Source organism: Sphingomonas sp. NFX23, from assembly GCF_049887795.1.
Taxonomy (GTDB): domain Bacteria; phylum Pseudomonadota; class Alphaproteobacteria; order Sphingomonadales; family Sphingomonadaceae; genus Sphingomonas.
Map to the genome: position 1 here is coordinate 761,297 of NZ_JAGEKH010000001.1, position 23,203 is coordinate 784,499.

Sequence of the window (23,203 nt, forward strand, 5' to 3'; positions counted from 1 at the left end):
CAAGCAGGCGAGCTTCCCACGAACGTGCTTTCACGCGGAAAACCGTTCGCAGAGGCTAAACCGTATCGACTTGCCGTGATACGCTCCTGAATCACGTAACATCGTATGTATCGCGATAGGATGCGCCTGTGGACCCTCTACGGCGCCTTGCGCGCCAAGTGGGACTTGCCTTTGGTCTGGGCAAACGTCCTGGGCATCATCCTGGCTGCCGCAGCTTGCGTTACCGCTTTATAGCAACGCCCTGTGAGCGGCCGACTTCACCCGGAGCCATGCTCGCTGATGTGCGATCACCCCGCCTGTTCAACCTGATGCATGCCGCGCACAGGCACGCCTCGACAAGACTAGCGCGGTACTGATCGAGTTTGCCGGCTGAGGCGACCGCCTGTTTATCAGCTCGATTTCATCGTCACGCAGTTGCTCGACAAGACTGACCGGGCGGTAGCGGGTATCGGAAACCTGGCTATCGGGTAGGCCATGGTCCGAAGGATGTTCAGGGTGAACAAGATCGTGATTAGAGAGGCTGCAGATGGCATGGTATATTTCGAACGTCCTTACGGGCGCCGATACGTACTTCACTTGTCGGTTGCGATTGATCGTCTCGTCGGCGTTCCGGTAATCGGCCAAATGCTACTCTAGCGATCTCCCGCCGATGCGGTGGCCCGTTCAACTTGCAGGAACGCCGCTGCGGCTCTGACGCCTTCGTCCGCATCGGACAGCGCGTCCTTCATCCGCTGATCGTCAAGGCCTCCACTGACGATCAGCAGCTTCAACAGTTCTTCGCGAGCCCTGGTGACCCGTCGCGCCCCGGTTGCGCTGCGCTCCCTTTCCGACCAGCCTCGATAGGCCGACTCGACAAGTTGCGGGTCGACCGAACCGCCGGACTCAATCCATCGCCGTCCGAGGGTCGCGGCCGCAGCCAGAAGGGACGCATCCGTCGACCGCAGTGCCGAAGCGACGAGCGCCCCCGTCGAGGCAGGCAACCCGATTCCGCTCTCCGCGAGTGCCGCAAGGACGTATTCGGTCCCTTCGGCCGGGCCAGCCTCGACCCGGCTGACCAGAAGTTCACGCCACGCTGCATCGTCCAGATGGGCCCTGACGATCTGGACCGCGTAGAACAGTTCCGTCTCGGATGACCGAGCGAGCAGTTCGGCGCATTCCTTCCGATCGCACGGCATGCATAGAAGCAGGTTCGCGGCTACGCTCAGGAGCCAGCTAGATCCGTGGTGGAACGCGGCTTGAATGCGCTGGCGATCGAGCGGCAGCAGAGCGGCTTGCTTCCAGTCCGGAGCGGGAATGTCGGGATGACCGAGTTCGAGTGAGACCAGGTGATCCCCCGACGGCGTCTCAAGGCGTGCGGTGATCTCGCTCGCTTCCCTGGCCAACCGTACGGGATCGATCCTCGAGACGGACACCAGCGCTCGAATCGTCTCGGCAATGGCGGCTGGGTCGTACTCGTCCGTCCATATGAATACGTCCCGCGCCTCGGCCGACCCCAGGTCTGCGAGCTTGTGAAGGGCACTGAACTGCAGGTAGGGGCGCTGCGAAGGTCCGTCCGGGGCGGGTGTGTTCGAAAGATGCACGACCGATGAAGCCAGCGCGTGAATGGCTTTGTTGGCGGCCTTCGTCCAGCCGTTGTCCGATCTGATGATCCTAGCGAAGCGATCGGACGAGAACCGCTCCCTGTCCCAGCGGAACGCGGGTTCCCTGACGCCCTTCGAGCACAACAATGCCTGGACGGAAGTGTAGAAGTTGAAATCCGTGAACGGTCGGTCCGACAGTCGACGATCAACGAAGTCCGCCATCTCGTCGAGCGGCTTGGCATCGAGGGCGGCCAAAGCGATCTCCTGGACCAGATCGACGTCCTTCCCCAGTCTGTTCGCTCTGATTCCCGATCTGCGCGGGGCCTCGTCACCGAGTATCAGTTTCACGAATTCGTCCAGCACGCCGTCGAGGCGTTCGGGGTCATGATGCCGGCTTCCGACGGCGGCGGCCCAGGCGATCAGCCTCACTTCCCCGTTCGGGTCGTCCAACCGATCTCGGACGGCCGGTCCGACGAGTTCAGGTTTCGCCTTGGCCAAGCGGACGAGCCGCTCTCCGATCGAGAAGCGGTCGCCCGCGCCCGTCGCGACGATCGAGAAGGCGATCTCGACGAGTTCGAGCGTCCTGTCATCGGCGACATCGGCTTCGTGATCCGCGGCCAGAGCCAGAGCGCGCTCGAACTGACCCTCCACGCCCCTATCCCTTCGGTCGACGTACAGCCGGGCGAGCTCGTTCCCCAGTCCGATTGCACCGGCGAACGACACGACTTCGCCGAACATCGGCTCGTCGACGATCCGATCGAGGTCACGTTGGCGCCCCTCGCCCAATTCGCAGAGGAAGCGTGCCGCTGCGAATTCGCCGAACGTCTTGTGGACGAACGTGACGAGCTGTGCGCCACCGTGATGGATCCGCTCGAGGATGCCCGCTCTTTCCCAATGCGCGAACCCGGTTTCGAACACTGTTGAGACGGCCAACGGGGAACGGCCCATGTCGCGCGCCAGTATGCTGCAGGCGGTTGTCCTGAGTTCTGGCCACGTCAGTAGCGGATCGTGCATCAGCTTCCATCCGACGACGTCGAGTATGCGGTTCGTCTCCATCGAGGTGGGCCTGATTGCGCCGTCCGTGTCCCTGTCCTCGAACAGCGCGATCATCGCCATGTACATTCCCGCCTTCGTGGCGGGCAGGCGCCTGTCCCGGACGATCAAAGCGGCGGCCATGCCGATCATAAGCGGGCTCGCCACGATGGCATCACGAGCGGGCGTCGACGCGAGTGCCCGCCCCGCCTGCCCGGTACCTTGTTGGTGGACTGGATCGAGACCTTCGACGGCGGCGATCAGCCGGCCTAGATTTCCGGCTCCCTCCTTGTCCACCGGCGGTTCGAGGCGGTAGTGGCGCCACTCGGCCAACCGTGCCGTCTCGTACCCTATCGGCCTGGTGGTGACGATGATCGAGGCGTTGGGATGTCCGGCTGCATACGCCACGAGTCCGCTGGCAACCTCGTCGACGAGCGTTCCGGACTCGTCGAGCCCGTCCGCCACGACCACGACCTGCCCGATGTTCGTCTTCAGAAATCGGTCGAGGTCGACTCCGGATCCTCCGAGTCCGTGCTGCATCAGTGCCGTTTCGAACGTCGTGCCTGACGCCATCGCCGCAGCGACGCGCTTGAGCGCCACCCCGAGGACCGGGATTCCTTCACGCGCATATTCCCAGACGATGCGGCCGGCCAGCGTGGACTTGCCCATCCCGGGACCGGCGACGACGACGTTGAGCCGAATGAACCGCCCGATCCATTCACCGTTGAAGCTCCCGCCCTCCAGCGCGTCCGCCATCCGGCCGTGATAGCGTTCCAACGCCGTGTCGGGGTCGGCGACAGGAGTTTCGTTCCGAGCGATCGCTACCAGACGCGGCGGGATCATCGCTTGGATGGGCAGCATGGCGGTGCCGGCCGGAAGGCTGAAGCTGGCCCGCGTAGTCTCGGCCCACGCCGAGAGGCTCGTGACCATGCCCGCAGGCGAGCCGTCGTCCCGCAGGGTGATGTCCTGTGAGCGAAGCAGCCTGACGACGGAGTCGAGCGTCCATCTGCCTCGTGATCGCATCAATGCGACGGCGTCGCGGTAGATGAGGTTGAAGGCATGGTCGGCCCGGTCGGCATCAAGGCACATCGATCGCAGGAACCCGACCGCACTCCTGCGATCCGCATCCTGGGACTCCAGAAGGCTCAGCGTCTGTATCCGGATGCGAGCGCAGTGGGTCGTCGAACGACCGGAGGCGGTCAGGCGGTCCAGCCATTCCCTTCCGATGTCGCTCAGGCGATCCATCGCGCCCTGCCCGATCCTTATAAGGTCGGCGGCGAGCGGTTCCCTGATCGTCTTGCTGCTGTCCAGAGCGATGGCCAGCACACCGTAGTCGATCGTGGCGTTGGCGACGCCGTCGACCAGTGCTTCCAGAGCGTCCCACAGCTCGGCGCCCCGTTGCAGATTCTTCTTTACTTGGATTTCGACGACGCTGCCGTCTCCGAGTTCGAGACCGATGTCGTCGCCCGGGCCACCGGTCTCGGCTCTGATCGCGACCGGAATATCGGCTACGACCTTGTCCAGCCAACCGATCTTCGTTCCGCACAACAGGTGGACCGCAGCAACGACCATGGCCGACGCATGCAGATCGGTTCCACCGGCATTGCCGGTACCACCCCCGCGTCGATCGGGTTGCTCTCCCGACTTCGCGTCTTGGCCGACTTCGGTGCTAACGGCTTCGATCGCGTCGGGCATCGGATATGGATCGCTCGTCGTTACGGTTGACCCTGATGTTGGCAGATATCGTCCCAGACTCAAACCGCCGCATCGACGATGCGCGGTCCGCCGCGCTTGACTCTTTCGAGGTAAAGAGGTTCGCCACATCGACTCGGGCGCGCAAGCCTTCCACGGCCGATCGCGTTTCCCGTGTCGTTGACGGGCTTACATCCCGATGCCGAGCGTCGAGATGCTCGAGCCTGGGGTCCAACGGTCGTCCGAGTCGCGAGACTGCTCCGAATCCGCGGCGATTGCGCTTCCCCCTCCTTCGGAAGTTGATAGCATCCTGCTCGTCGGACCTCGCACCGTTTTCCCGCCGTGTGCAGTCTGACGCGGACGAATGCCGATACGAGCGTCCTGATACGGGCATGGTCGAGGAGGATCGGGTGTTCGGACCGATGTCGCGGAACGGCGGAAATCAGGAGGTCGCATTGGAGTTCAACGAGTATCAGGACCGTGCAGCCGGGACCGTGAAGATGGATCTCGGGAAGTCCGACGGGCGCATGGAGCTGGTCTTCGGTCTCATGTCGGAGGTCGGCTCGCTGGCGCAGGCGTTCAAGTTGTATCTGCGCGATGCGGTCGGACTGGAGATGCAGCGGTCCCGCCTCATCGAGGACATCGGCGACGTGCAGTGGTATCTCGCGATGATCGCGAGAAGCCTGGACATCGACCTGGAGGACGTCGTTCGCGAAAACCTGAACCGCGTCACGGACCGCTACGGGTCCTTGCAGGCTGGCGATCCGGCCCAGGTCACGAACTTCGACGAGGGCTACACCCAGACGGAGGTCTTTCCCCGTCGAATGCTGTTCCGGATAGCCGCTTCCGACGGACCGGAGGGGGATCCATCGCCACACGTCAGCTTCTACGTAATGGCCGCCGCGCCTTACGCGTTCGAAGCCTTCGGGGACGAGGACGGCAAGCAGGTCGGCTTCCGGCTGGGTCAGAGCATCGGAGACCCCGTGAACGACAATTCGTCCACGGACGATGGCTATCGTTTCCACGATGCCGTCCACGTCGCGTTCATGGCAGTCCTAGGCTGGTCACCCGTCATGCGTCATCTGCTGCGCGTGAAGCGGAAATCCAACCTTGTGGTCGATCGGACGCAGGACGGAGCGCGAGCACGAGACCTCGAGGAAGCCCTCTCCGCAATCCTCAAGGCCTTCAGTACCGGACGGAACCACTATGCGAGCGATAAGGATGTCGATGGTGAGGTCAGAGATTTCATTCGTCGCGTCGTGTCCGACCTCGAAGTCGCGTCCGCGCCGATCTGGCTTTGGGCCAGAGCCATAACCCAGGGGTACTCCGCGATGAACGCGCTCCGGGAGAAGGGTGACGGTTGGCTGGTGGCCGACCTGGATCTACGGTCCGTCTCGTTCCACCCTGAACGCCCTGATTTCTAGAAGAGCATGTCCATCTGATCCGAGACGGACGTTTTTCTGGGGAAGCGATGGACCTTGGAAGCCCCACCTTCGAAGATGGACCAGTAGAAGTCCGCCAGAAGCGCCGACGAGGACGCCCCCTCCGCTCCGCGGCGTATCGCCCCGTCGATGACGATCGTCTTCATACGCACGCCCCGACGCTGAAGCGGCTGGTTCAGCGCCCTGTAGAGGGCGTGCAGCCCCGCCTTGCCGACAGAAAGCGCGAACTTGTCCGGCGCGGGCTCGTCCTTGTAGCCGCCGCCGGTCAGGACCACGGAGCCACCCGCTGGCTCCAGCCAAGGCAGAAGGGTCTGTACCGCCACCATGGCGCCTGTGACGTTCACGGTCATCGCGTGATCGAGATCAGCAGCTCTCGTTCCCAGGGCCGACGCTTTGAAGCTCACCTTCGGATTGTAGATCAGCCCGTCGACGGTGCCGAGGCGGACGGCCAGTCGGACCAGGGCGTCGCTGAACGCGGTGGCGTCGGATACGTCTGCGGATTCGGTCAGCACGTCGTCGTCGCTGCCGCCGATCATCCGGATCTCGGCAAGGCTTACCTCGCGCCGTGCGATGATGCCTATCCGATAGCCTTCGGATCGGAAGCGTCGAACGAGTTCGATGCCGAAATGCTGCCCTGGACCCACGATGATCACACCGCGCGCAGGCCCTGAATGTACTGGGCTCACTAGATTTCTTCCTTCAAAGTGCGTTCGCCCTTCCTTCGACCGTTTGCCTTGGATCCCTCCACAACGAGCCGGCGCCCGTGTGCCGGGCCGTCCGCGTAAGTCGATGTCCGACAGATGACGTTCTGCCCCTCGTCGCCTGATAGGACATTCGGATGGAAGCGACCAAATAAAAGCTGAAGCTCCACGTCCACGTCCACGTCCAGGTCCAGGTCCAGGTCCAGGTCCAGGTCCAGGTCCAGGTTGACGTCCACCCCCCGTTCGCTGTCCAGCCCACCCCGGCATGGTATCGACCTTCTACCTGCCTATAGAGGCCTTCCCGCATCCGGACCGATGCTGACCTTTCAGGAAGACGGACTGTTCCATGGAACCGACGATCGTGTTCGACAGCTACTGGCACTTCGCGGTAGAGCGGCTCGCCATCTACACCAGACGGTTGAACGATCCCGTCGGTCCATGGACCAAAGATCCCATTCTGGGTTCGTACCGCTTCACCAACACCTACCGTGCTTCGGACAGGGTCAGCCAGTACCTCATGAGCGAGGTTCAATACCGGGCCGACAGGTCTCCGGCTCCTGCGGAGATCTTCTTCAGGACGCTGTTCTTCAAGATCTTCAACCGCGTCGAGACGTGGGAGTTCGTCGAGCGCGAGCATGGTCCCCTTTCATGGCAGTCTGCAGACCTTGTCGCGATATCGCGTACGCTCGATCGAGCGATGGATGCCGGCGTACGCATCTACTCGGCCGCGTACATCATGCCCGCCCCGCCGTTCGGACGACGTCGAAAGCATGAGAACCATCTCGAGCTGCTGGCGACCATGATGGACCAGGGGCTCGCTGCACGGATATCCTCCGCCGGAAGCCTCGCGGAGGTCTACGCGCTTCTGCTGTCGCAGCCTGGCATCGGACCATTTCTCGCCTTTCAGTACGCCATCGACCTGAACTATTCGACGATGCTCGACTTCGACGAAGGGAGCTTCGTCGTCGCGGGGCCCGGTGCCTTGGACGGAATCGCTAAGTGCTTCCGATTGACGGACGGCATGAATGCCCAAACGGTCATCCACCGCGTGACTGACGAGCAGGATAAGCATTTCGCTCGACTCGGGCTGAATTTCCCGGGGCTGTTCGGGAGGAAACTGCAACCCATCGATTGCCAGAACCTGTTCTGCGAAATCTCGAAGTACGCGCGGGTCGCGCACCCGGAGATCGCCGGCAGCAATGGCCGAACGAGGATCAAGCAGAACTACGTTCGCTCGGACATGGGTCCGAGCTGGATTCCGCGGCCGTTCTTTCCTCCTCGATGGGGCCTCGTGGTGCCGGAGGTCGCGCCGAGGCCCGTGACTCCATCCCAGATCCTTCTGCTGTGAAGCGTTTGGAGGGCGATTTCCCCTTCGCACACCCTATGTCGCAGATTGAGCCCGACGCGGGCATCTTCGAACGTCCGATCGGGCCGTGCCTCCACGGGTCCGACGCCGATGCTCTTCGCGTGCCGCTCCGAGGGGCTCGAGGAACGGATGCGTGACCTAACGGCGCCCGCGAACACTTCACGAGGGCGATGGTTGCTGACATACCGGTCGGCGGTTCGGAAGCGCAGGGAACGGTATGATGCAATCGGTTCGAGGCGGAACGCCTCTGACGCCTTCGGAGGTGATCGACACGCTGGCGTCGTTGCACTTCGAGGACGTCTTCAACCCCTATGCCGACGTGTGCCCTCATCACGATCTCCCGAATGCGCCCGAGATCCGCCGCGCCAATCTGCTTGCCACCTTCGAAGTGGCTGCCCGGGGCGTCGACGAGTTGTGGATCGCGCTCGAACCGGGCCACAAGGGCGCAAGGCGGACCGGACTGGCGATGACGGACGATCATCGTCTCGCCCGCCACGCGGATCGGTGGAACGTTCCGGTGCAGCGCGCCACGCGCGATGGACCGGAGAAGGAGCAGACGGCGGGCATAGTCTGGGAGGCGCTCGCCCGTACGCCGAAGAGCGTGCTGCTTTGGAACGTCTTTCCGTTGCATTGCCACGCGGCTGGCCGACCGCTGTCGAACAGGCGGCACACGAAGGCCGAGCGCAGGGCCTGCGCAGCGCTCACCGGGTCGATCATCGAGATGGTCGGGCCCCGTCGGATCTTTGCCATCGGCCGGGACGCACAGGAGGCGATGATCGACGTCCTGCCACCCAGCATTCCCGTCCGACATCCCTCCTACGGCGGCAAGGCCGAGTTTCTGGCGGGAATCGGCGTCCCCTGACGTGCCATGACGCCGGACCTCGCGCCAATCGGCCGGTCGTCACGGCATCAATGCCGATACCTCCCTCACCACGACGGCAGGCAGCGAACTGGATGACAGGTCCTGCCGGCGCAACCAGGCAAGCGCCGTGTCGGCATCCATGTCGTAGTTGGCGGATCGCGACTGAAGCAGTCTGGCCGATATGCGCGACAGACCCAGATCGATGAGGCTCAGCATCGTCCCCGACGATGCGCCGACTTCGAGGAAGAGCGGGATGGCGGGAATGTGCGCGGCCGCGTTCTCGTTGCCTGTTTCCATCAGGACCTGGCGGAGGACGGAGTTGTAGCACGTCATCTGCCTGACGAACTTGTACCTCAGACCGCTCTCCACGTCCTGCAGGACGGTGCGGATCAACGTGGGACTGGCGCGTCCTCGCTGTCGACCGCCTTCGGCTCGCCCCGCAGCCACGCGTTCCTCGTCGCGTCTGATCGCATAGTCGATCAGATCGGGTAGGCCTTCGCCGCGCATCCAAAGCAGGGACAGCGTGGCCCACCGCTTGTAGGCTTCGCTCTTCCGCACTCCGTCCAGTTCGACCTGCAGTCTGCGGTATACGTTGATGAGCCTTTGCTGCGTCTTCTTCCAGTCTCCTGCAGGATGGGGCGGCATGTAGTAGTCGACGCCCTTCTTGGGCAGATCGCGCGACAGCTTCTCGTAGAGGCGCTGCTGCCTGTGGGGCGACAGGTAGGGACTGGCCGCGAGCGTGACGTCGGAAACCTCTATCGAGGCGGCCGCGTCCTCGACGGCCTCCCGCAGCAGCCCCCTCTGCTCCTCGGGGACGGCTAGGCGTTCGAGAGTCTGGTCGAGGCGTCCGAGACGGTGATCGCGGAACAGGCGCGAGAAGGCGTTCTCCAACGTCGAGTTGCCGTCGGTGGCGGCCTCGCGATCGGATATGTACGCTACGAGTGCGGAGGCGCCCCCGACGATCTGGTCGTGCATCGCGGAACGGATCTCCGCGTCTTGCCCCTCGCCCAACGGCTTCGCGTCCCATTCTTCGTAGTCGACGAGGAACACGTTTCCCTCGAACTCCTTCCCGAGGCGTCCTGCCCGTCCTGCCAGGTTCCAGAAGTCGACCGCGTCGAGTGGCCGATCGTCGCCCTTCTCGGGCTTCCTCATGAAGATGTTGCGCGCTGGCAGGTTGACTCCCTGCAGAAGGGTGCTCGTGCACATCATGAAGTCGAGGACGCGATCGTCGAACGCCTGCTCGACCGCCTGTCGAACGAGCGTGGGCATGTTTCCGTAATGGAAGCCAACGCCGTCGATAACGGTCTTCGCGAGGTCGTATGCTGGGTGTACGTGATCGGAAACGAACTTCGACAGCTCCCGTCGCTGCTCGCGCCTAGGATCGTTCTGCGGATCCTCTTCCGCATCGATGACGTCCGACAGGAGCCTCGCGAGCCCCTCGCATCTGGCCGGCGTGCTGCCGTAGACGATGCTTTGGGAACCCCTGCCGTAGAACCATGCGAGGTAGACGAGCTTCTGATCCGGATTCACGAGGCGTACCGGCAGGATGTGCGTCAGATCCTTCGCGTGAAGCATTCCGCTCCAACCCCTCGCGTGTACCTCGTCCGAGACCGAGTCGACGACGTCGAGCAGGATGATGTTCTGCCCGACCGGGCTGTCGTCGGTCCGGCGGACCCGCGCTCCTTCGATCCGGAACATCCTGGCGAGGTCGTCCGCGTTCCTGACGCGGGGGAGCGTGAACAGGAGTTGGAGGTCCGGACGTCTCGCAAGCAGTTCGTCGACGACCGACTGGAGGATGATGCCGCGGGGTCCGTCGCCGACCAGGTGGGCTTCGTCGACGACGGCGACGTCCACGTCGAAGCCGGGATCGGAGAGGAGTACCTGCAGGCGTTCCTGCGTCATGACGTAGACCGTCGGCACGCCGTCCGCCGGGCGAGCGACCGGCACTGTAATCACCCTTGCGTTTAGCTCGGCGCGCCTGAGCACCGGCGTCAACGACGCGGCCACCTGTCCGATGAGGGCACGGGTCGGAACGATGAACGCTGCGGTCCGCACGGTGCCGACCTTCAGAGACTCCGCGATGTGCTGCTGGAACAGAAAGGATTTTCCGGCGGACGTCGGCGCCGTGGCGATCACCGACCGCCTGTCGGAGATGTCTTGCCACAGCAGGCGCTGGTAGTCCGTCAGCGTCAGATCGCCGGCGGATGCCCTCACGGTGTTACCGAGGCGCCGCCCCGTCGTCTCCAGGAGAGCTGGAGTCGGCAGATGCGACGGCCGTGTGCGCAGTCCGGGGCGGAAGTCGAGCGTCGGGAAATTGCCGAGCCGGCTCATTATGAGGCCAAGCGCATCCGCCAGCCCGCCAAGCGCCTCGCCATAGAGTTCGTAGGCAGCCGACGCGATCGTGAACGCCTCTCGCCGAGCTGCCGTGTCGCTGCTGAGGCTGAGTATCCCGGCGCTCTGGACGAGGCGCTCGATCGCGCCCGGCTCCGGCTCCGGCAACGGCCCCTTTCGTACGAGCGACTGGTCCATCCTTTCGAGCACGAGATCGTCGAATTCGGCGCGGTAGCGGACATCGCGGCGTATGTCCTGAACGAGGGCCTCAATCAATCTGCACCCCCATCTTCTGAGCGAACGTCTTGCGGAAGGCGGCGACGTCCGGAAACGGCATCACGAAGAAGTGCAGGCGCGTCGAGGGCGGAAGCTTCCCGACCTTGCTCATGATCAACGGGGCGGCGCTTGCGGCACGTTTGGCGTAGGCCACCTGAAATTCCGCCTCCAGGGACGACGCGTCGATACCGGCGAGGCCGGCATACGCGCCGTAGTCGAAGCCGATGAAGCAGCTGTGGACCCTGTGGATGGGATGAGGCGGTGACGCGTACGGGTTCAGCGTAGCTCGGAGATGGGCTTCTGCTTCCGCAGGTATGCCGGCGAGATCCATGTTCCCGTTCACGATGTCTATCTCGCGCCGCCGCAGCGTCCGGTTGTCGAGGTAGTCGAGAATGGAGTCGAGGGCGTCGTCGACTGCCGCCGCCAGCCCCTTGTACAGCTTGGACTCGCCGAGATGCAGCACTAGACCGTTCAGTTCCGGCGAATAGCGCAGATGGATGCCGTCCCGGCCGTGCACGTTCATGTTGACGTTCGTCTTCAGGCTCATCTTGGAGACCAGCAGGGGCGCCTTGATGAGCGCTTCGAGAAGCAGGAACAGCAGCAGCTCGCCCGCCTCTCCCCCAGCCGCGGTGGCGCCCCGAGTGCGAACGAAGAGTTCGCGTGCGCGGTCACCGAGGCCGATGATGGCATGGATGTCTCCAGACGCCAGAGCTGCCTTTGTGATTCTTCCGACTTCGCCTCTGGGGAGGCAGAAGGGTACGAGGGACCGATATATGTGCTCGACCAACGCGTCGATGTCGGCACCGTCGGCTCCGAACAACGGATAGAGGAAGTCCCCGCCGACCATCGACCCACCGTCGGTCCAATCGAACGGAAGCCTCTTGATGTGGTCGTCGAAACCGGAATGTTCGGCACATAGCGTTTCGAGAGCGGCCTGGAGGACGGAAGGCTGGATCTGCGGAATGGGCATCATGTCGGCCGCAGCTCGACCGAAGCGATCGCCAGGCGCCACGCGAGGGTTCGGGGGCGACACCGGAGGCTCTTCATCGCGTTCTTCCCAATGCAGTCGACGCTTCGACGGAACGCCGGCGGCTTCGCGGCATACTAGTCGACCGCCCGAACCGATCAATACGTCCGATTTCGCCCGAGCCACGGGAAACGGCCTTGCCGTGCCCCGCATGGGACGTCGGACGGGACCGCGGGCGACATCGCGTCGACGGACCCGTGCGGTCGGCACCGGATGGCAGTGTGGACGTGGTCGAACCGCCTGCTACGACGGTCGCATGACATCGAAAGGCGACGAACCGGCTAGGGACCGCATAGATCGGCTCAGACAGATCGTAGCCGGCATCGTGCGCAGATGGGACCGGCAGGATGTGGCGTCAATCATCACCGACGTGGGCTCGGTTGGCCTGCGAGCGGTCGAGAACAGCGCGAAGGCGGTGGCGAGGCTCCCGGGGCTGCAAAGCCCGGAAGCCTCTCGGGCTCTCGCTGCGCTCGCCGTGCTGATCGAAGAGATCGAGGATCCGCCCAGAAGACGCTGGTCGCTCCTGCGATCCACTCCGACTGCTGGAAGGATGCCGATCCCCGTACTCGTCGACGTCATCGAATGCGAACGGGACGAGGCCCTTAGGACTACGATGACGCTGCGCGAGGAACGGCGCCGGCTCGAGTCCGGGGACGATGCCTTGGAGGACGCGATCGCCCTGATCGGTCTTCTTGACGCGGCGGCGGTCGCCGTCGCCCGAGAGGTTGCGTTCGACGATCCGACGCGCGCGGAGACGCTCCGTACCGAAGTCCGTGCGCATCTGTCGGAACGCAACCGGGACCTTCAGCTTCAGCTCTTGGTCCTCCGACAAGCGCTGGCGACACACGACATCGTCGCCGACGGACAGACGGCGCTCGTCGCCGCGCTGGATCGTGCGCGGAACATCACGATCGGCGCGGCGCGGACGGCCGTCGCCGCACGTGCGGCCGTGGGAGCGGACGCTTTATCGAGCGATGGGGCTGGCAAGAGACGCACGCCGCTGATCGACGTGGTGGCGAGACTTCACGCGATCCTCGACCATCGCGAGCGCGGCTGATCCGCAAGCGGCGTTGGACTTCGGGGGCACCACCTTGTTAGTATGGTCACGGATCATCCGATCGATGGGGAACGAAGTGCCGGGTCTACTGGATGTGCTGGCGCGGTGGTTCGGAGGCAGTCGCGAAGAGGTTTCCGGACCACCGCCCGTTCCGCCTGCCCCAGCCCTCCCTGCGCTGTCCGTGGACGATCCGAGGCTCCCGACGGCCTCGAAGGGTCGGGTCGCCCGGCTGACCGCTTTGATCTCCGACATCGAAGGTCGCCGGGACGTCGGCGGCGCACTTGCTTCGACGCGCGCCGAGGTCCGCCAGATGCGGGACGTCCATGCTCCGCAGCTGATCGCCAGCTACGCCGAGATCCCGCCACAGCATCGCGCGGAGATCTTTCGGAGCACGGGACAGTCGGCCAGCTACAATCTCAACGCGGGCCTGGATCGCCTCATCGCGAGGCTAGAGCATCTGTCGCGATCGCTGGCGCAGGACGACATCGATGGCTTCGCCGACAACCTGCGCTTCATCGAGCACCGCTACGGACGGGATGACCCCCTCGGCTAGCCCAGCCTGGTCGTCGGCGTGAGCCAGACGGTACCGCGTCCACGAAAGACGAACACGAGCCCCTCCCCCGTCCGCATCGCGTTGCGCAGCCCCCGTACGAGCGGTCGGAGTTCGACCTGCAGCCCGGCCGAGTACATGAGCATGATGTCGCCGTCGACGATCAGCTCGTCCGCGCCGTCCAGCTCGACGACCTCGATCTCGTCCACCGGGACCGGAGCCTCGACGACGAACGCGCCCTTCCCGGTCAGTTTCGGCTGCATGAGGCCGTTCCCCGAAAACAGACCCTGGACCGACCGATGGACGTGCGTAGACACCGCGATATGGGCGTCGCAGGCGTAGAACGCTCCGTCGTCGAGGATCAGCGAGTCCTGGGGCCCTTCCATCGAAGCGAGGATGAAGTGCTTGGTGGTGACCTCGGTCCAGACTTCGCCTAGCCCTGCGAACCTGGTCGCGAAGGCGCTCTCTCCTGTACCCGCAGAGGTCATCGCCCGCGCAAGGAAGCCGCCGGCATTGGCGTTCTTCTGGACGTCGACTTCCAGCTTGCCGAGGGCGTACTGGAGGGCGCCGGGTTCCAGAAGCGCCGCGCCGCCATCCAGGACGATACGCAGCTGGCGTGCGGTCCGAGCGTGAGGGGGATGCAGATGTATGGTGGCTGCGGTGCCGCCGCTCGTGGCGTTGGGCACGTGGACGGGAGAGGCGGCGGCAAGCGCCTTGCGCTCGAACTGATAGAGTTCGAAGCGCACGCCGCCTGCGCCCTGCTCGTCGAGCTTGTGCCGATAACCAGACATCTACACGTATCCCTTCAGGCTCGTTTATGAATGGGAAGGCCGTCGGCCTTGCCGAAGACTTCCGCCCGCGCAAGGATCCGCTCGGCCCACACGCGGTGCGTGGCGGGCTCGCACATGACTCCGTCCTGCGCGAAGACCGCAGGACCGTTCGGGTCGAGAATCGCGCGCGCCTCCTCGACGTCGCGAGACGGGACGGCCAGCGCGTTCTGGATTATCGGGATCTGGTCGGGATGAATTGCGGTCTTGGTGAGAAGGCCGTGATCGATGTCGCGCGCCAGCTCGCGACGCAGAAGGGCCGCATCGCCGAACCGCTCCATCACGGGTGCGCTGAGCGAGAATCCCCAGGGGGAGAACGTCGCCACCAGCATTGCGATGATCGGGCCGAGGGGGCCGTCGTAGGCGGTGCTGCCGGCGGACCTGCGCAGTCCCATCGACTGCATCAGGTCGTTGCCGCCTATCCTGAGGGCTAGGATCCGATCCTGTACGGCGAGCATCTGATCTCGCAGTCTGCGCATCTCATGCGGATCGCACGCCTCCCGCGTCTCCAGCGTCGGCATGAGCATCTGCCCGTCGGGGATGTGCAAGGCGAGATAGCAGGGCACCGTCTCGGTGTTCGCCTTAGGCAGCACGTAGCCGGTGAGGCGGCCCGCGCCGGGCATGCGCAGTATGCGGGCCAGCATCGCCGCATCGCGCGGGCGGACGAAGATCATGGGATCGGACGGGCCGCCCTCGCGTGCGTCCGCGAAGCGCAGAAGGCCTCCCAGGTTCGACAGCGCTTCCGGCAGATCCCGCTCGAGTACCGCATCCTCGAGACACAGCACGACCGAGCGGAGATCGGGGATCCGGCCCGGACCGAACAGACGCGCCGCGAGATCGGTCCGCGTACAAGGCATGTAGAGGGTGGCTCCAAGAGCCAAGGCACGTGCGCTCATGTCCGAGTGCCGAGCTTTCGGATCACTGCGATCGCACGATATCTCGACTTCGGGTCGAGACGATCGACCGGGATGCCGGCTTCGTCAGCGAGCTGCGCGATGTGCGCCACGTCCTCGTCGGCCGGGTCGCGGACGAGGACGCGTTCCGGAACCCGGCGAAGCAGAGCGCGGGTCGCCTCGGCGATCCCCGGCTTGATCCTGTTCACGTCTTTCGTGCCGGCGCGTGCCGAGACGTCCGAAAGCATGACGGCGCAGTCTGCCGCTAGCGAGGGTCGCCGGGCCGCATGGTCGGCGATCGTCCGCGGAACGGCTGCGGCGGCACGCGGGGCCAACGCGTCCACAAAGGTGCGCGACAGGTCGGCATGGGCGTGCTGCGGATACGTGACGCAGGCATGGAAGTCGCCTTCGCCGACGAACCCCGCGTTCAGGATCGAACGGCTGACCAGCCCCGAGACGATGCCGTTGAGGAGTCCGGAAGCGATGAGATAGTCGTCTCCGCTCGCGGCTATGTCAGCCTGCCCCGCGGGATCGGCGACGACCGCAAGCAGCGGAGCGAACCCGCGGGGACGACCGGCGAGGCTTCGACGGAGTTCGGCGGCGATGGCCCCCTTGCCGGTCCAGCCGTCGACGAAGACCGCGTCCGCCGGATCATGGCGTGCCGCGATGTGGGCGAGCGCGACCTCGTCGATCCCGCGGTCCCGTATGATGCTGATGGAATAATGATGCGCTGCATGTCCCCAGGCGCGGAGCGTTCGCACAAGAAGCACGCCGATGGGCGTTCCCGCACGCGCCAGCGATACGATGACGATCTCCCGTCCGGGCCTGCGGCTGGCGAGATGGGCGGCAAGTGCGGCGACGTCGGCAGCCAGACGGTCGCCGTTCCGCTCGAGTGCGGCGTCGTAGAGCGAGAGGTATCGGTCGCTCGGCAGGGATTCCGGAGCGATCATTTCGGAATAGTGCCGCAGACCGGACTGGATCGCAGCCTCCTTTTCCGCGATCCGGGTAGGCGGCATGTCGACGGGCTTCAGCAGGAACGTCACGTCCTCGGCGTCGTAGCTGCCTGAGAATGGGGTCCCCTTCCCGGGTACCGCCTCAATGCGCATCGAAGGTCGTTTCGGCGAGCTGCGACGCGGTCGGCATCATGGCGAAGTCGCACAGGCCCATGAAGGGAGCATCGGTCGTGCTGTCGCCGATCCCTATCACCGGGACGTCGGGAAAGCGCATGCGGAGCGCCGGCAGGATGTGCGCGACCGCGCGTCCTTTGCCGAGATGCGGCGGCATCAGCGCGACGTTGTTGCCGTTCCTGTGATCGGTCCATCCCGCGGGAACATCCGGTATAGCCACATCGACGACGGAGAACAGCGCCTCGACGTCCGCATCGGCGTGCTTCGCGATCGTGTAGAGCGGCAGTCCGCCTTCTCCGAGGACCCGTACGTTCACCGGGATCCCCCTCGCCGTCGCCTCGGCGTGGACGGCGTCCCGCATCTCGGTCAGCATGGCTGAGCAACGGCGTGCTTCGGTCTCCATGATCGCCTGCCACTCCAAGTCGATCGCGCCCGCTTCGTCCAGGATCACCCCCCCGTGTGCGCATACCGCGGCCCGGAACGGTATGCACGCGCGCCGGAGAGCGTCGAGGCTCCGAGCCGTCACCGGAACGAGGTGCGTCGTCGCGGACAGCCACTCCAGCAGGCTCATCTGGCGAGGCGTCGCATAGCTGAGGGGCGAGCCGTCCTTGGCGAAGCCGAGGGGCGTCAGTCTGTCGAAGGGAACGTCGTCGGGGCACTTGCGCAGGGTCTGGAAGAGCGTGTCGTCCAGATCGACGAGCGTGATGGCGCCGATCATGACGCCCATCCGACGATCTGAGCGTCGAGAGCCTGGACGAGCGCGTCGTCGATCGTCCCCGTGTCCGTCTCGTGCGCGATCCAGGTCGTCCGACCGTCGGCCGGATCCGCGTTGTAAAGATAGTTCGGGACGCCCGTGTCGTAGTTGTCCTCGAACCGGAGCTTCGTCGACATCGCACCACCGAGGTGGGCTGGACTCCTGCTGGTCGCCTGTACGACGACGTCGTGACCATCCTGTTCGAGCGCTTCCGCGAGACGGAACGGAAGATAGGTGAATTCGCCGGTACCGACGATGCGCAGTGGTCCCGTGACCGTGGGGACATCCGTGGTCGGAGGGCGATGGACGGTATCGGACAGGCCCAGTCTTCCGAAGTTGTCGTGGCGAGGCATTCGCCCGAGCGAGCCCGTGGTGGCCACCAATGCGCCACTGGACTTGGCGGCGGCTTCCGGCCTCCATTCCAGTCTCCCGCGCAGCAACGAGCACGACGTGGTCGGTCGCGGCATCGCGGCGTGCCAGGCGAAGCCGGAAGACCAGTCGGTGAGCACGGCCACGGCGATCGTCTCGATACCTGGCCACGCGTCGACGAGCGCGTCCGCGAGGTTGCGGATCGTCGTCCCCGTGGAGATCTCGTCGTCCACCAGGACCAGGGACCGAGGCGGAGGCATTCCCGGGAGATCCGGTTCGTAGATCAGGTGCGCTGAAGCGTGGCTGTGCGGTTCCTCGAACCGACACAGCAGCGGTCGGTCGAGACGCTGGCGGGTGGAATGCGTGAAGAACACGTCCTCCCGTCCCGATTGGAGGCGGAGCTCCTCGTGGATGGACTGGCCGAGGCACACTGCGGTCTCCGCGAGACCGACGACCATGACGGGGCCGGGGAGATCGACCGGAATGCGTTCCGCGAGATCCTTCACGCTTCGTCGCATGGTGCGGGGGCGCGCCGGAAGATGCCGACCCAGCACCTTGGATACCACTAGAAAGCCCCGCTTCGGGTTGTCACGTGCGGCGAAGTCGCAGAGTTCGTCGAGCGGCCATGTCCCACCGAGCACGGTGACTTCGAGGGCTCCCGTCGACAGTCTGAACGATCGCATTTCGGGAGCATCCGCGAACAATATCGGTTTCGGCGCGGCTGACATGGACGCGCCTGCATGACGCAGATCGACTGCTTCGGTCGCAAACGCGATGGGCGTCGCCCGCGAAGGCGTCGTCGATCTGTTCAGGTTCATGATCGGATCTCTACAGCTTCTTCTGGGTGGACGGTTCGTTGCGCGAAGCGATCGGGACCCACTGCTCCTCGCCGCCGTCACGTCCGTTTGGGCGTCCCGGATTCGGATCGCGCTCGGCCGATGCCTGGTCGCCGATCGCCCCATGCCGAACCCGGTCGTCCACCGCGTCCCGTCGAGTACACGGGGCGCAGTGGATCAGAATCAGATGTTCACGCCGAAGGACTGGGCGAGCGGGCCCAGGCCGCCCGCGAACCCTTGACCGATGGCCTTGAACTTCCATTCGGCGCCATGACGATACAGTTCGCCGAACACCATGGCCGTCTCGGTCGACGCGTCCTCCGACAGGTCGTAGCGGGCGATCTCGGTACCGCCCTCTGCGTTCGCGACGCGGATGAACGCGTTCGAGACCATGCCGAAGTTCTGTCGCCGCGCATCGGCATCGTGGATGGTGACGGCGAAGCTGAGCCGCTGGATCTCGGCCGGGACCTGATCGAGGGTGACCGCCACGACCTCGTCGTCGCCGCTGCCCTCGCCGGTGAGGTTGTCGCCCTGATGCACGACCGAACCGCCCGCACCGTTCTTGTTGTTGTAGAACACGAAGTCCGCGTCCGAACGGACCTTGCCGGACTCGCCGAGCAGGAACACGCTCGCGTCGAGATCGAACGCGCTGCCGTCGGTGACGCGCGTGTCCCAGCCGAGACCGACGTGGACGGCCTTGAGACCCGGCGCCTCCTTGCTCAGACTTACGTTGCCACCCTTGGAAAGAGAAACCGCCATGTCGTAGACTCCCGTGTTTCGGCCTCAGCCGATGTTGACGCCGTAGTTCCTGGCCATGGGGCCGAGACCACCCTTGTAGCCCTGCCCGACGGCACGGAACTTCCATTCGCCGTTGTGACGGTAGACCTCGCCGAAGACCATCGCCGTTTCGGTCGAGGCGTCCTCGGTGAGGTCGTACCGCGCGATCTCGCGTCCGGTCGCATCGTTGGCGACCCGGATGAAAGCGTTGGAGACCATGCCGAAGCTCTGCCGGCGGGCTTCGCCGTCGTGGATGGTCACCGCCACGGCGATCTTCTGGACCTCCGCGGGGACCTTCGTGAGATCGACCTTGAGCGCCTCGTCGTCGCCGTCGCCCTCGCCGGTGCGGTTGTCGCCGGTATGCTCGACGGAGCCGTCGGTCGAACGGAGATTGTTGTAGAATATGAAGTCGCCATCGCCGCGGACGCGGTCACCCGCAATGAGCAGAAAGGCGCTTGCGTCGAGATCGAAATCGGTGCCGTCGGTCGAGCGGGTGTCCCATCCCAGACCGATGAGCACATTGGCGAGGCCGGGTTCCTCCTTGGAAAGGCTGACGTTTCCGCCCTTTGAAAGACTGACTGACATTGGCTTGTCTCCTGTATGGATCAGAGTGAAAGATGTTCGCCGGTCGGGCCGATCGGGCTGGCGTCCTCGAGCGCGATCGGCTCATGGGCGCCTGCCGCGCGGTTGCTCCGGACCGACGCGATGAACGCGAGTCCGATAAAGCCGGCGCCGATCAGGCCGGTCACCGTTTCGGGTATCTCGAAGCGCACGGAGAGCAGCATGATCGCTGCGAGGGCGATGATCGCGTAGAACGCGCCGTGCTCGAGATAGGGGTATTCGGTCAGCGTGCCGCGATCGACGAGCATCACGGTCATCGATCGTACGAACATGGCACCGATCCCGAGCCCGAGCGCGATCACGAACAGGTTGTTCGAAAGCGCGAACGCGCCGATCACCCCGTCGAACGAGAACGAGGCGTCGAGCACCTCGAGGTAGAGGAACGCGCCGAGGCCCGCCTTGGCGACCGTCACGGCGGCTCCCTGACCCGAAGGTTCGCCTTCGTCCTTCTCCAGTAGCGTCCCGATCGCACCGACTGCGATGTAGGAGACGAGACCGAAGATTCCCGACGTGATGAACGTCATCGCGTCGTGGGGGGCGATCAGGCGCGAGACGCCGAAGAGCGCGAGCAGCACGACCGCGATCGCGGCGCCCGAGATCCGGCCCAGTCCGGTGAACGGTCGCTCGATCGGCCCGATCCAGTGGGACTCCTTGTCGTCGTCGAGGAAGAAGGTCAGTCCCACCATCGCCAGGAAGGCGCCTCCGAAGCCCGATATGCCGACATGGGCACCGGTGATGATGCGCTCGTACGTGACGGGATCGGTAGCGGCCAGCTTCACGGCGTCGATGGGACCGAGCCTCGCGGCTATGGCGACGACCAGCAGCGGAAAGACGATCCGCATGCCGAACACGGCGATGACGATGCCCCACGTCAGGAACCTGCGTTGCCAAACCGGCTCCATGTCCCGCAGCACCGTCGCGTTGACGACGGCGTTGTCGAAGGAGAGCGAGACCTCGAGCACGCCGAGCACGAGGACGATCCACAGGACGCCCAGCGTTCCGGAGAACGTACCCATGAGATGGGATCCAAGCCAAGCGGCCAGTCCCAGACACACCACGGTGAAGAGCAGTGAACCCTTGTAGTATTGAAACACGTCTTTTCCCCTTCGCGCCGGACGGCCGTCAGTCCTTTCGGCCAGCCACCCAGCGGAGTCCCCATTCGAACCGCTGATCCAGCTTCTGCTGGTCGCGGAAGTATTCGACGACGCGCGTCGCCTTAAGACGGCCGGCATCGTTCTCGATCATGACGACGCCGCATACCCGGCGGTCGTTGCGACCTTCGGTCATACGGACCTCGATCGGAGGCTGATCCGGCATCGCGACCGTGATCACGCCGTCGGTCTGCTGCCAGTTCGGGACGCCGTCATAGATGTTGGCGAAGACCATCACCCGACGGATGTCCGACCAGTGGCGACCGTTGATCCGCATGGTCTCCCCCTGTGAAACGTCGCCGGTCCGATCGTCGGCCGACAGCGCGATGTACGGATCGTCCTCGAACGAGCCGAAGGCGTTGCCCAGGGCCTGCACCACGCCCAGGCTGCCGTCCTGGAGTTCGTAAAGGCAGCCGAGATCGAGATCGATCGCAGTGCCGCCGCCGAAGTACCCCTTGCGGCCTCTCGACCAGTTCAGGTTGACGCCGATCTCCCCGAATGCGGCGCCCTTCTTCTCCAGACTGACGGTCTGCCCCGGCTTGTCCAGGGTGACCTTGCTGAGCCGGACGGGCGGCGGTGGCGGTGGCGGTGGCGGTGGCGGCGCCTCGGGAGGGGCGGCGGCTTCGGCCACGTCGATGCCGAAGGAGCCGGCGAGCGGGGCGAGGCCGCCGTTGAACCCCTGCCCCACCGCACGGAACTTCCACTGCCCGTTGCGCCGGTAGAGTTCCCCGAACGTCATAGCCGCCTCGCTCGCCGCGACGAGCGCCGGGCGATATCGGATGGCCGAGCCTGCAGCGTCGACGCTGATCGTCGCTCCGTCGAGCAGCGCCAGCGTCTGCCGCTTGGACTGGGCCTCGTGGAGCGTGACGCAGAAGACGATGCGTTCGATCGACTGCGGGATCCGCGCCAGGTCGAGCTGGAACCGGCCGCGCCCGCCGTCGTCGGCTACGAAGGATACGGCGCCGTCGGCACCGGCCGGCTGGTTGTAGAACACCATGTCCGCATCCCCGCGCACCCGGCCGTTCGCGGTGAGGAGGTACGCGGAGGCGTCCGCCTCGACGTCGCGCCCCTGGGGCACGGACCATTCGAACCGGATGGTCGCATCGGTGCCGTCGACGGCTGCATTGCCGCCCTGCTGTAGTTCGATCATGTGGCTTCCGGTAGCTGGGCTGTGTGTCAGATGGAGGACAGGATGGGCGTCATCATGTCGTGGAAGGTCCGACCCTGGGTCCGTACGCCGACGGCGTTCATGGACCACTGGTCGCCCGATCGGGTGACTGTGGCCATCACCTGGCCAGTGTGGGAGCCGCTTCCCGTCAGGTCGAAGCGGGCGAGTTCGCGTCCGTTCGTGAGGTCAACCAGCCGGCAGTAGGCGTTCTCGATCCTCTCGAAGCTGTCTCCGCGGAAGCTGTTGACCGTGAACACCAGCGACTGGACCTCGGCCGGAAGCCTTGAGAGGTCGACCGAGATGGTCTCGTCATCGCCATCGCCAGCACCGGTCAGATTGTCACCGCTGTGGACGATGCTCCCGTCCCTGCTCGCCAGCTGCTGGAACCATACCTGATCGATCTGCTGCCGCCTGGAATCGAACGTGAGGCACGACGCATCGAGATCGATGTTCTCGCCGTTGCCGCCGAAGAGGCCCATCAGCCCCTTGGCCTTCCGCACGTCCCAGCCCAGCCCCATCGAGACGCGCGTCAGGCTGCCGCCGCCCGTCTTCTCGAGACGGACCGATTGTCCCTTTGACAGGCTTACCATTCGACGCTCTCCCCATTTCGCCGCAGAAGTGGCAGCCTAGCCGCCCGCGGCGGAGCCGTGCAAGGCCAGCGGATTCGGTTTGTACCATGTATAATCCATTCCCGAGCCAGTTGTGGCGGTCGAGGTCTGATCCCGTTGCGTTCTGCGCTGCGCCACGCAATACCGCCATAGGGG

General features: G+C 64.8%; 20 protein-coding genes. 5 read left to right on the top strand and 15 right to left on the bottom strand.

What is annotated here, in order from left to right:
- Positions 1 to 632 precede the first annotated feature (632 nt).
- Entirely contained in the window at positions 633 to 4,307 is a 3,675-nt protein-coding gene (locus tag J4O76_RS03345; RefSeq protein ID WP_426280213.1) for an NACHT domain-containing protein, read from the bottom strand.
- A gap of 35 nt (positions 4,308 to 4,342) precedes the next feature.
- Here J4O76_RS03345 and J4O76_RS03350 point away from each other — a divergent pair, with 35 nt between their 5' ends.
- Complete coding sequence (locus J4O76_RS03350; RefSeq protein WP_426280214.1) at positions 4,343 to 5,728, top strand: hypothetical protein; 1,386 nt, start codon at positions 4,343 to 4,345, stop codon at positions 5,726 to 5,728.
- Here J4O76_RS03350 and J4O76_RS03355 read toward each other — a convergent pair.
- Together J4O76_RS03355 and J4O76_RS03360 are read right to left on the bottom strand one after the other, a co-directional pair.
- Positions 5,725 to 6,432: an SDR family NAD(P)-dependent oxidoreductase gene (locus tag J4O76_RS03355; RefSeq protein ID WP_426280216.1), complete on the bottom strand. Its 708-nt coding sequence runs from the start codon at positions 6,430 to 6,432 to the stop codon at positions 5,725 to 5,727. The genes J4O76_RS03350 and J4O76_RS03355 overlap by 4 nt on opposite strands.
- Positions 6,432 to 6,683 (bottom strand): hypothetical protein, encoded by a 252-nt coding sequence (locus J4O76_RS03360; protein WP_426280219.1) that lies wholly within the window; start codon positions 6,681 to 6,683, stop codon positions 6,432 to 6,434. Before J4O76_RS03360 ends, J4O76_RS03355 begins: the two co-directional genes overlap by 1 nt.
- Before the next feature lie 110 nt (positions 6,684 to 6,793).
- Between J4O76_RS03360 and J4O76_RS03365 the strand changes: the two genes are divergently transcribed.
- Positions 6,794 to 7,795 (top strand): nucleotide kinase domain-containing protein, encoded by a 1,002-nt coding sequence (locus J4O76_RS03365; protein ID WP_426280221.1) that lies wholly within the window; start codon positions 6,794 to 6,796, stop codon positions 7,793 to 7,795.
- A 235-nt stretch (positions 7,796 to 8,030) separates the two neighbouring features.
- Positions 8,031 to 8,675: a uracil-DNA glycosylase gene (locus J4O76_RS03370; RefSeq protein WP_426280222.1), complete on the top strand. Its 645-nt coding sequence runs from the start codon at positions 8,031 to 8,033 to the stop codon at positions 8,673 to 8,675.
- A gap of 39 nt (positions 8,676 to 8,714) precedes the next feature.
- Here J4O76_RS03370 and J4O76_RS03375 read toward each other — a convergent pair whose 3' ends face one another.
- Both J4O76_RS03375 and J4O76_RS03380 read right to left on the bottom strand, forming a co-directional pair.
- A complete protein-coding gene (locus J4O76_RS03375) occupies positions 8,715 to 11,282 on the bottom strand; it encodes a DEAD/DEAH box helicase (RefSeq protein ID WP_426280224.1) in 2,568 nt (855 codons plus the stop codon).
- Positions 11,275 to 12,255: a HamA C-terminal domain-containing protein gene (locus tag J4O76_RS03380; RefSeq protein ID WP_426280226.1), complete on the bottom strand. Its 981-nt coding sequence runs from the start codon at positions 12,253 to 12,255 to the stop codon at positions 11,275 to 11,277. The genes J4O76_RS03375 and J4O76_RS03380 overlap by 8 nt, the downstream gene beginning before the upstream one ends.
- A 310-nt stretch (positions 12,256 to 12,565) precedes the next feature.
- On the opposite strand from J4O76_RS03380, the gene J4O76_RS03385 reads away from it, so the two are divergent.
- A complete protein-coding gene (locus J4O76_RS03385; protein ID WP_426280229.1) occupies positions 12,566 to 13,366 on the top strand; it encodes a toxic anion resistance protein in 801 nt (266 codons plus the stop codon).
- A 76-nt stretch (positions 13,367 to 13,442) separates the two neighbouring features.
- Entirely contained in the window at positions 13,443 to 13,919 is a 477-nt protein-coding gene (locus J4O76_RS03390; protein ID WP_426280231.1) for a hypothetical protein, read from the top strand.
- On the opposite strand, the gene J4O76_RS03395 is transcribed toward J4O76_RS03390, so the two are convergent.
- The 10 genes from J4O76_RS03395 to J4O76_RS03440 all read right to left on the bottom strand — a co-directional run bounded on the left by J4O76_RS03395 (position 13,916) and on the right by J4O76_RS03440 (position 23,029).
- Positions 13,916 to 14,707, bottom strand: coding sequence for an AIM24 family protein (locus J4O76_RS03395; RefSeq protein ID WP_426280234.1), 792 nt, complete (start codon positions 14,705 to 14,707; stop codon positions 13,916 to 13,918). The genes J4O76_RS03390 and J4O76_RS03395 overlap by 4 nt on opposite strands.
- Positions 14,708 to 14,721: 14 nt before the next feature.
- Entirely contained in the window at positions 14,722 to 15,639 is a 918-nt protein-coding gene (locus tag J4O76_RS03400; RefSeq protein WP_426280236.1) for an HpcH/HpaI aldolase/citrate lyase family protein, read from the bottom strand.
- Entirely contained in the window at positions 15,636 to 16,742 is a 1,107-nt protein-coding gene (locus J4O76_RS03405) for a cysteine protease StiP domain-containing protein (RefSeq protein WP_426280238.1), read from the bottom strand. The genes J4O76_RS03400 and J4O76_RS03405 overlap by 4 nt, the downstream gene beginning before the upstream one ends.
- Positions 16,732 to 17,481 carry a hypothetical protein gene (locus J4O76_RS03410; RefSeq protein WP_426280240.1) on the bottom strand — a complete coding sequence of 250 codons (750 nt, stop codon included), beginning with the start codon at positions 17,479 to 17,481 and terminating at the stop codon, positions 16,732 to 16,734. The genes J4O76_RS03405 and J4O76_RS03410 overlap by 11 nt, the downstream gene beginning before the upstream one ends.
- Positions 17,478 to 18,704 (bottom strand): phosphoribosyltransferase domain-containing protein, encoded by a 1,227-nt coding sequence (locus J4O76_RS03415; protein WP_426280242.1) that lies wholly within the window; start codon positions 18,702 to 18,704, stop codon positions 17,478 to 17,480. Before J4O76_RS03415 ends, J4O76_RS03410 begins: the two co-directional genes overlap by 4 nt.
- A gap of 201 nt (positions 18,705 to 18,905) precedes the next feature.
- Positions 18,906 to 19,481 carry a TerD family protein gene (locus tag J4O76_RS03420; protein WP_426280243.1) on the bottom strand — a complete coding sequence of 192 codons (576 nt, stop codon included), beginning with the start codon at positions 19,479 to 19,481 and terminating at the stop codon, positions 18,906 to 18,908.
- 24 nt (positions 19,482 to 19,505) lie between these two features.
- A complete protein-coding gene (locus tag J4O76_RS03425) occupies positions 19,506 to 20,084 on the bottom strand; it encodes a TerD family protein (protein ID WP_426280245.1) in 579 nt (192 codons plus the stop codon).
- A 20-nt stretch (positions 20,085 to 20,104) separates the two neighbouring features.
- Complete coding sequence (locus tag J4O76_RS03430; protein ID WP_426280247.1) at positions 20,105 to 21,214, bottom strand: DUF475 domain-containing protein; 1,110 nt, start codon at positions 21,212 to 21,214, stop codon at positions 20,105 to 20,107.
- 28 nt (positions 21,215 to 21,242) lie between these two features.
- Positions 21,243 to 22,421 carry a TerD family protein gene (locus J4O76_RS03435; protein ID WP_426280249.1) on the bottom strand — a complete coding sequence of 393 codons (1,179 nt, stop codon included), beginning with the start codon at positions 22,419 to 22,421 and terminating at the stop codon, positions 21,243 to 21,245.
- A 26-nt stretch (positions 22,422 to 22,447) separates the two neighbouring features.
- A complete protein-coding gene (locus J4O76_RS03440; protein WP_426280250.1) occupies positions 22,448 to 23,029 on the bottom strand; it encodes a TerD family protein in 582 nt (193 codons plus the stop codon).
- Between the last annotated feature and the right edge of the window lie 174 nt (positions 23,030 to 23,203).

Bases quoted from the DNA above. Each gene is read 5' to 3' on its own strand.
- J4O76_RS03345 (WP_426280213.1), bottom strand. From the start codon at position 4,307: ATGCCCGACGCGATCGAAGCCGTTAGCACCGAAGTCGGCCAAGACGCG.
- J4O76_RS03350 (WP_426280214.1), top strand. From the start codon at position 4,343: ATGTTGGCAGATATCGTCCCAGACTCAAACCGCCGCATCGACGATGCG.
- J4O76_RS03365 (WP_426280221.1), top strand. From the start codon at position 6,794: ATGGAACCGACGATCGTGTTCGACAGCTACTGGCACTTCGCGGTAGAG.
- J4O76_RS03370 (WP_426280222.1), top strand. From the start codon at position 8,031: ATGATGCAATCGGTTCGAGGCGGAACGCCTCTGACGCCTTCGGAGGTG.
- J4O76_RS03380 (WP_426280226.1), bottom strand. From the start codon at position 12,255: ATGATGCCCATTCCGCAGATCCAGCCTTCCGTCCTCCAGGCCGCTCTC.
- J4O76_RS03385 (WP_426280229.1), top strand. From the start codon at position 12,566: ATGACATCGAAAGGCGACGAACCGGCTAGGGACCGCATAGATCGGCTC.
- J4O76_RS03395 (WP_426280234.1), bottom strand. From the start codon at position 14,707: ATGTCTGGTTATCGGCACAAGCTCGACGAGCAGGGCGCAGGCGGCGTG.
- J4O76_RS03400 (WP_426280236.1), bottom strand. From the start codon at position 15,639: ATGAGCGCACGTGCCTTGGCTCTTGGAGCCACCCTCTACATGCCTTGT.
- J4O76_RS03405 (WP_426280238.1), bottom strand. From the start codon at position 16,742: ATGCGCATTGAGGCGGTACCCGGGAAGGGGACCCCATTCTCAGGCAGC.
- J4O76_RS03410 (WP_426280240.1), bottom strand. From the start codon at position 17,481: ATGATCGGCGCCATCACGCTCGTCGATCTGGACGACACGCTCTTCCAG.
- J4O76_RS03415 (WP_426280242.1), bottom strand. From the start codon at position 18,704: ATGAACCTGAACAGATCGACGACGCCTTCGCGGGCGACGCCCATCGCG.
- J4O76_RS03420 (WP_426280243.1), bottom strand. From the start codon at position 19,481: ATGGCGGTTTCTCTTTCCAAGGGTGGCAACGTAAGTCTGAGCAAGGAG.
- J4O76_RS03425 (WP_426280245.1), bottom strand. From the start codon at position 20,084: ATGTCAGTCAGTCTTTCAAAGGGCGGAAACGTCAGCCTTTCCAAGGAG.
- J4O76_RS03435 (WP_426280249.1), bottom strand. From the start codon at position 22,421: ATGATCGAACTACAGCAGGGCGGCAATGCAGCCGTCGACGGCACCGAT.
- J4O76_RS03440 (WP_426280250.1), bottom strand. From the start codon at position 23,029: ATGGTAAGCCTGTCAAAGGGACAATCGGTCCGTCTCGAGAAGACGGGC.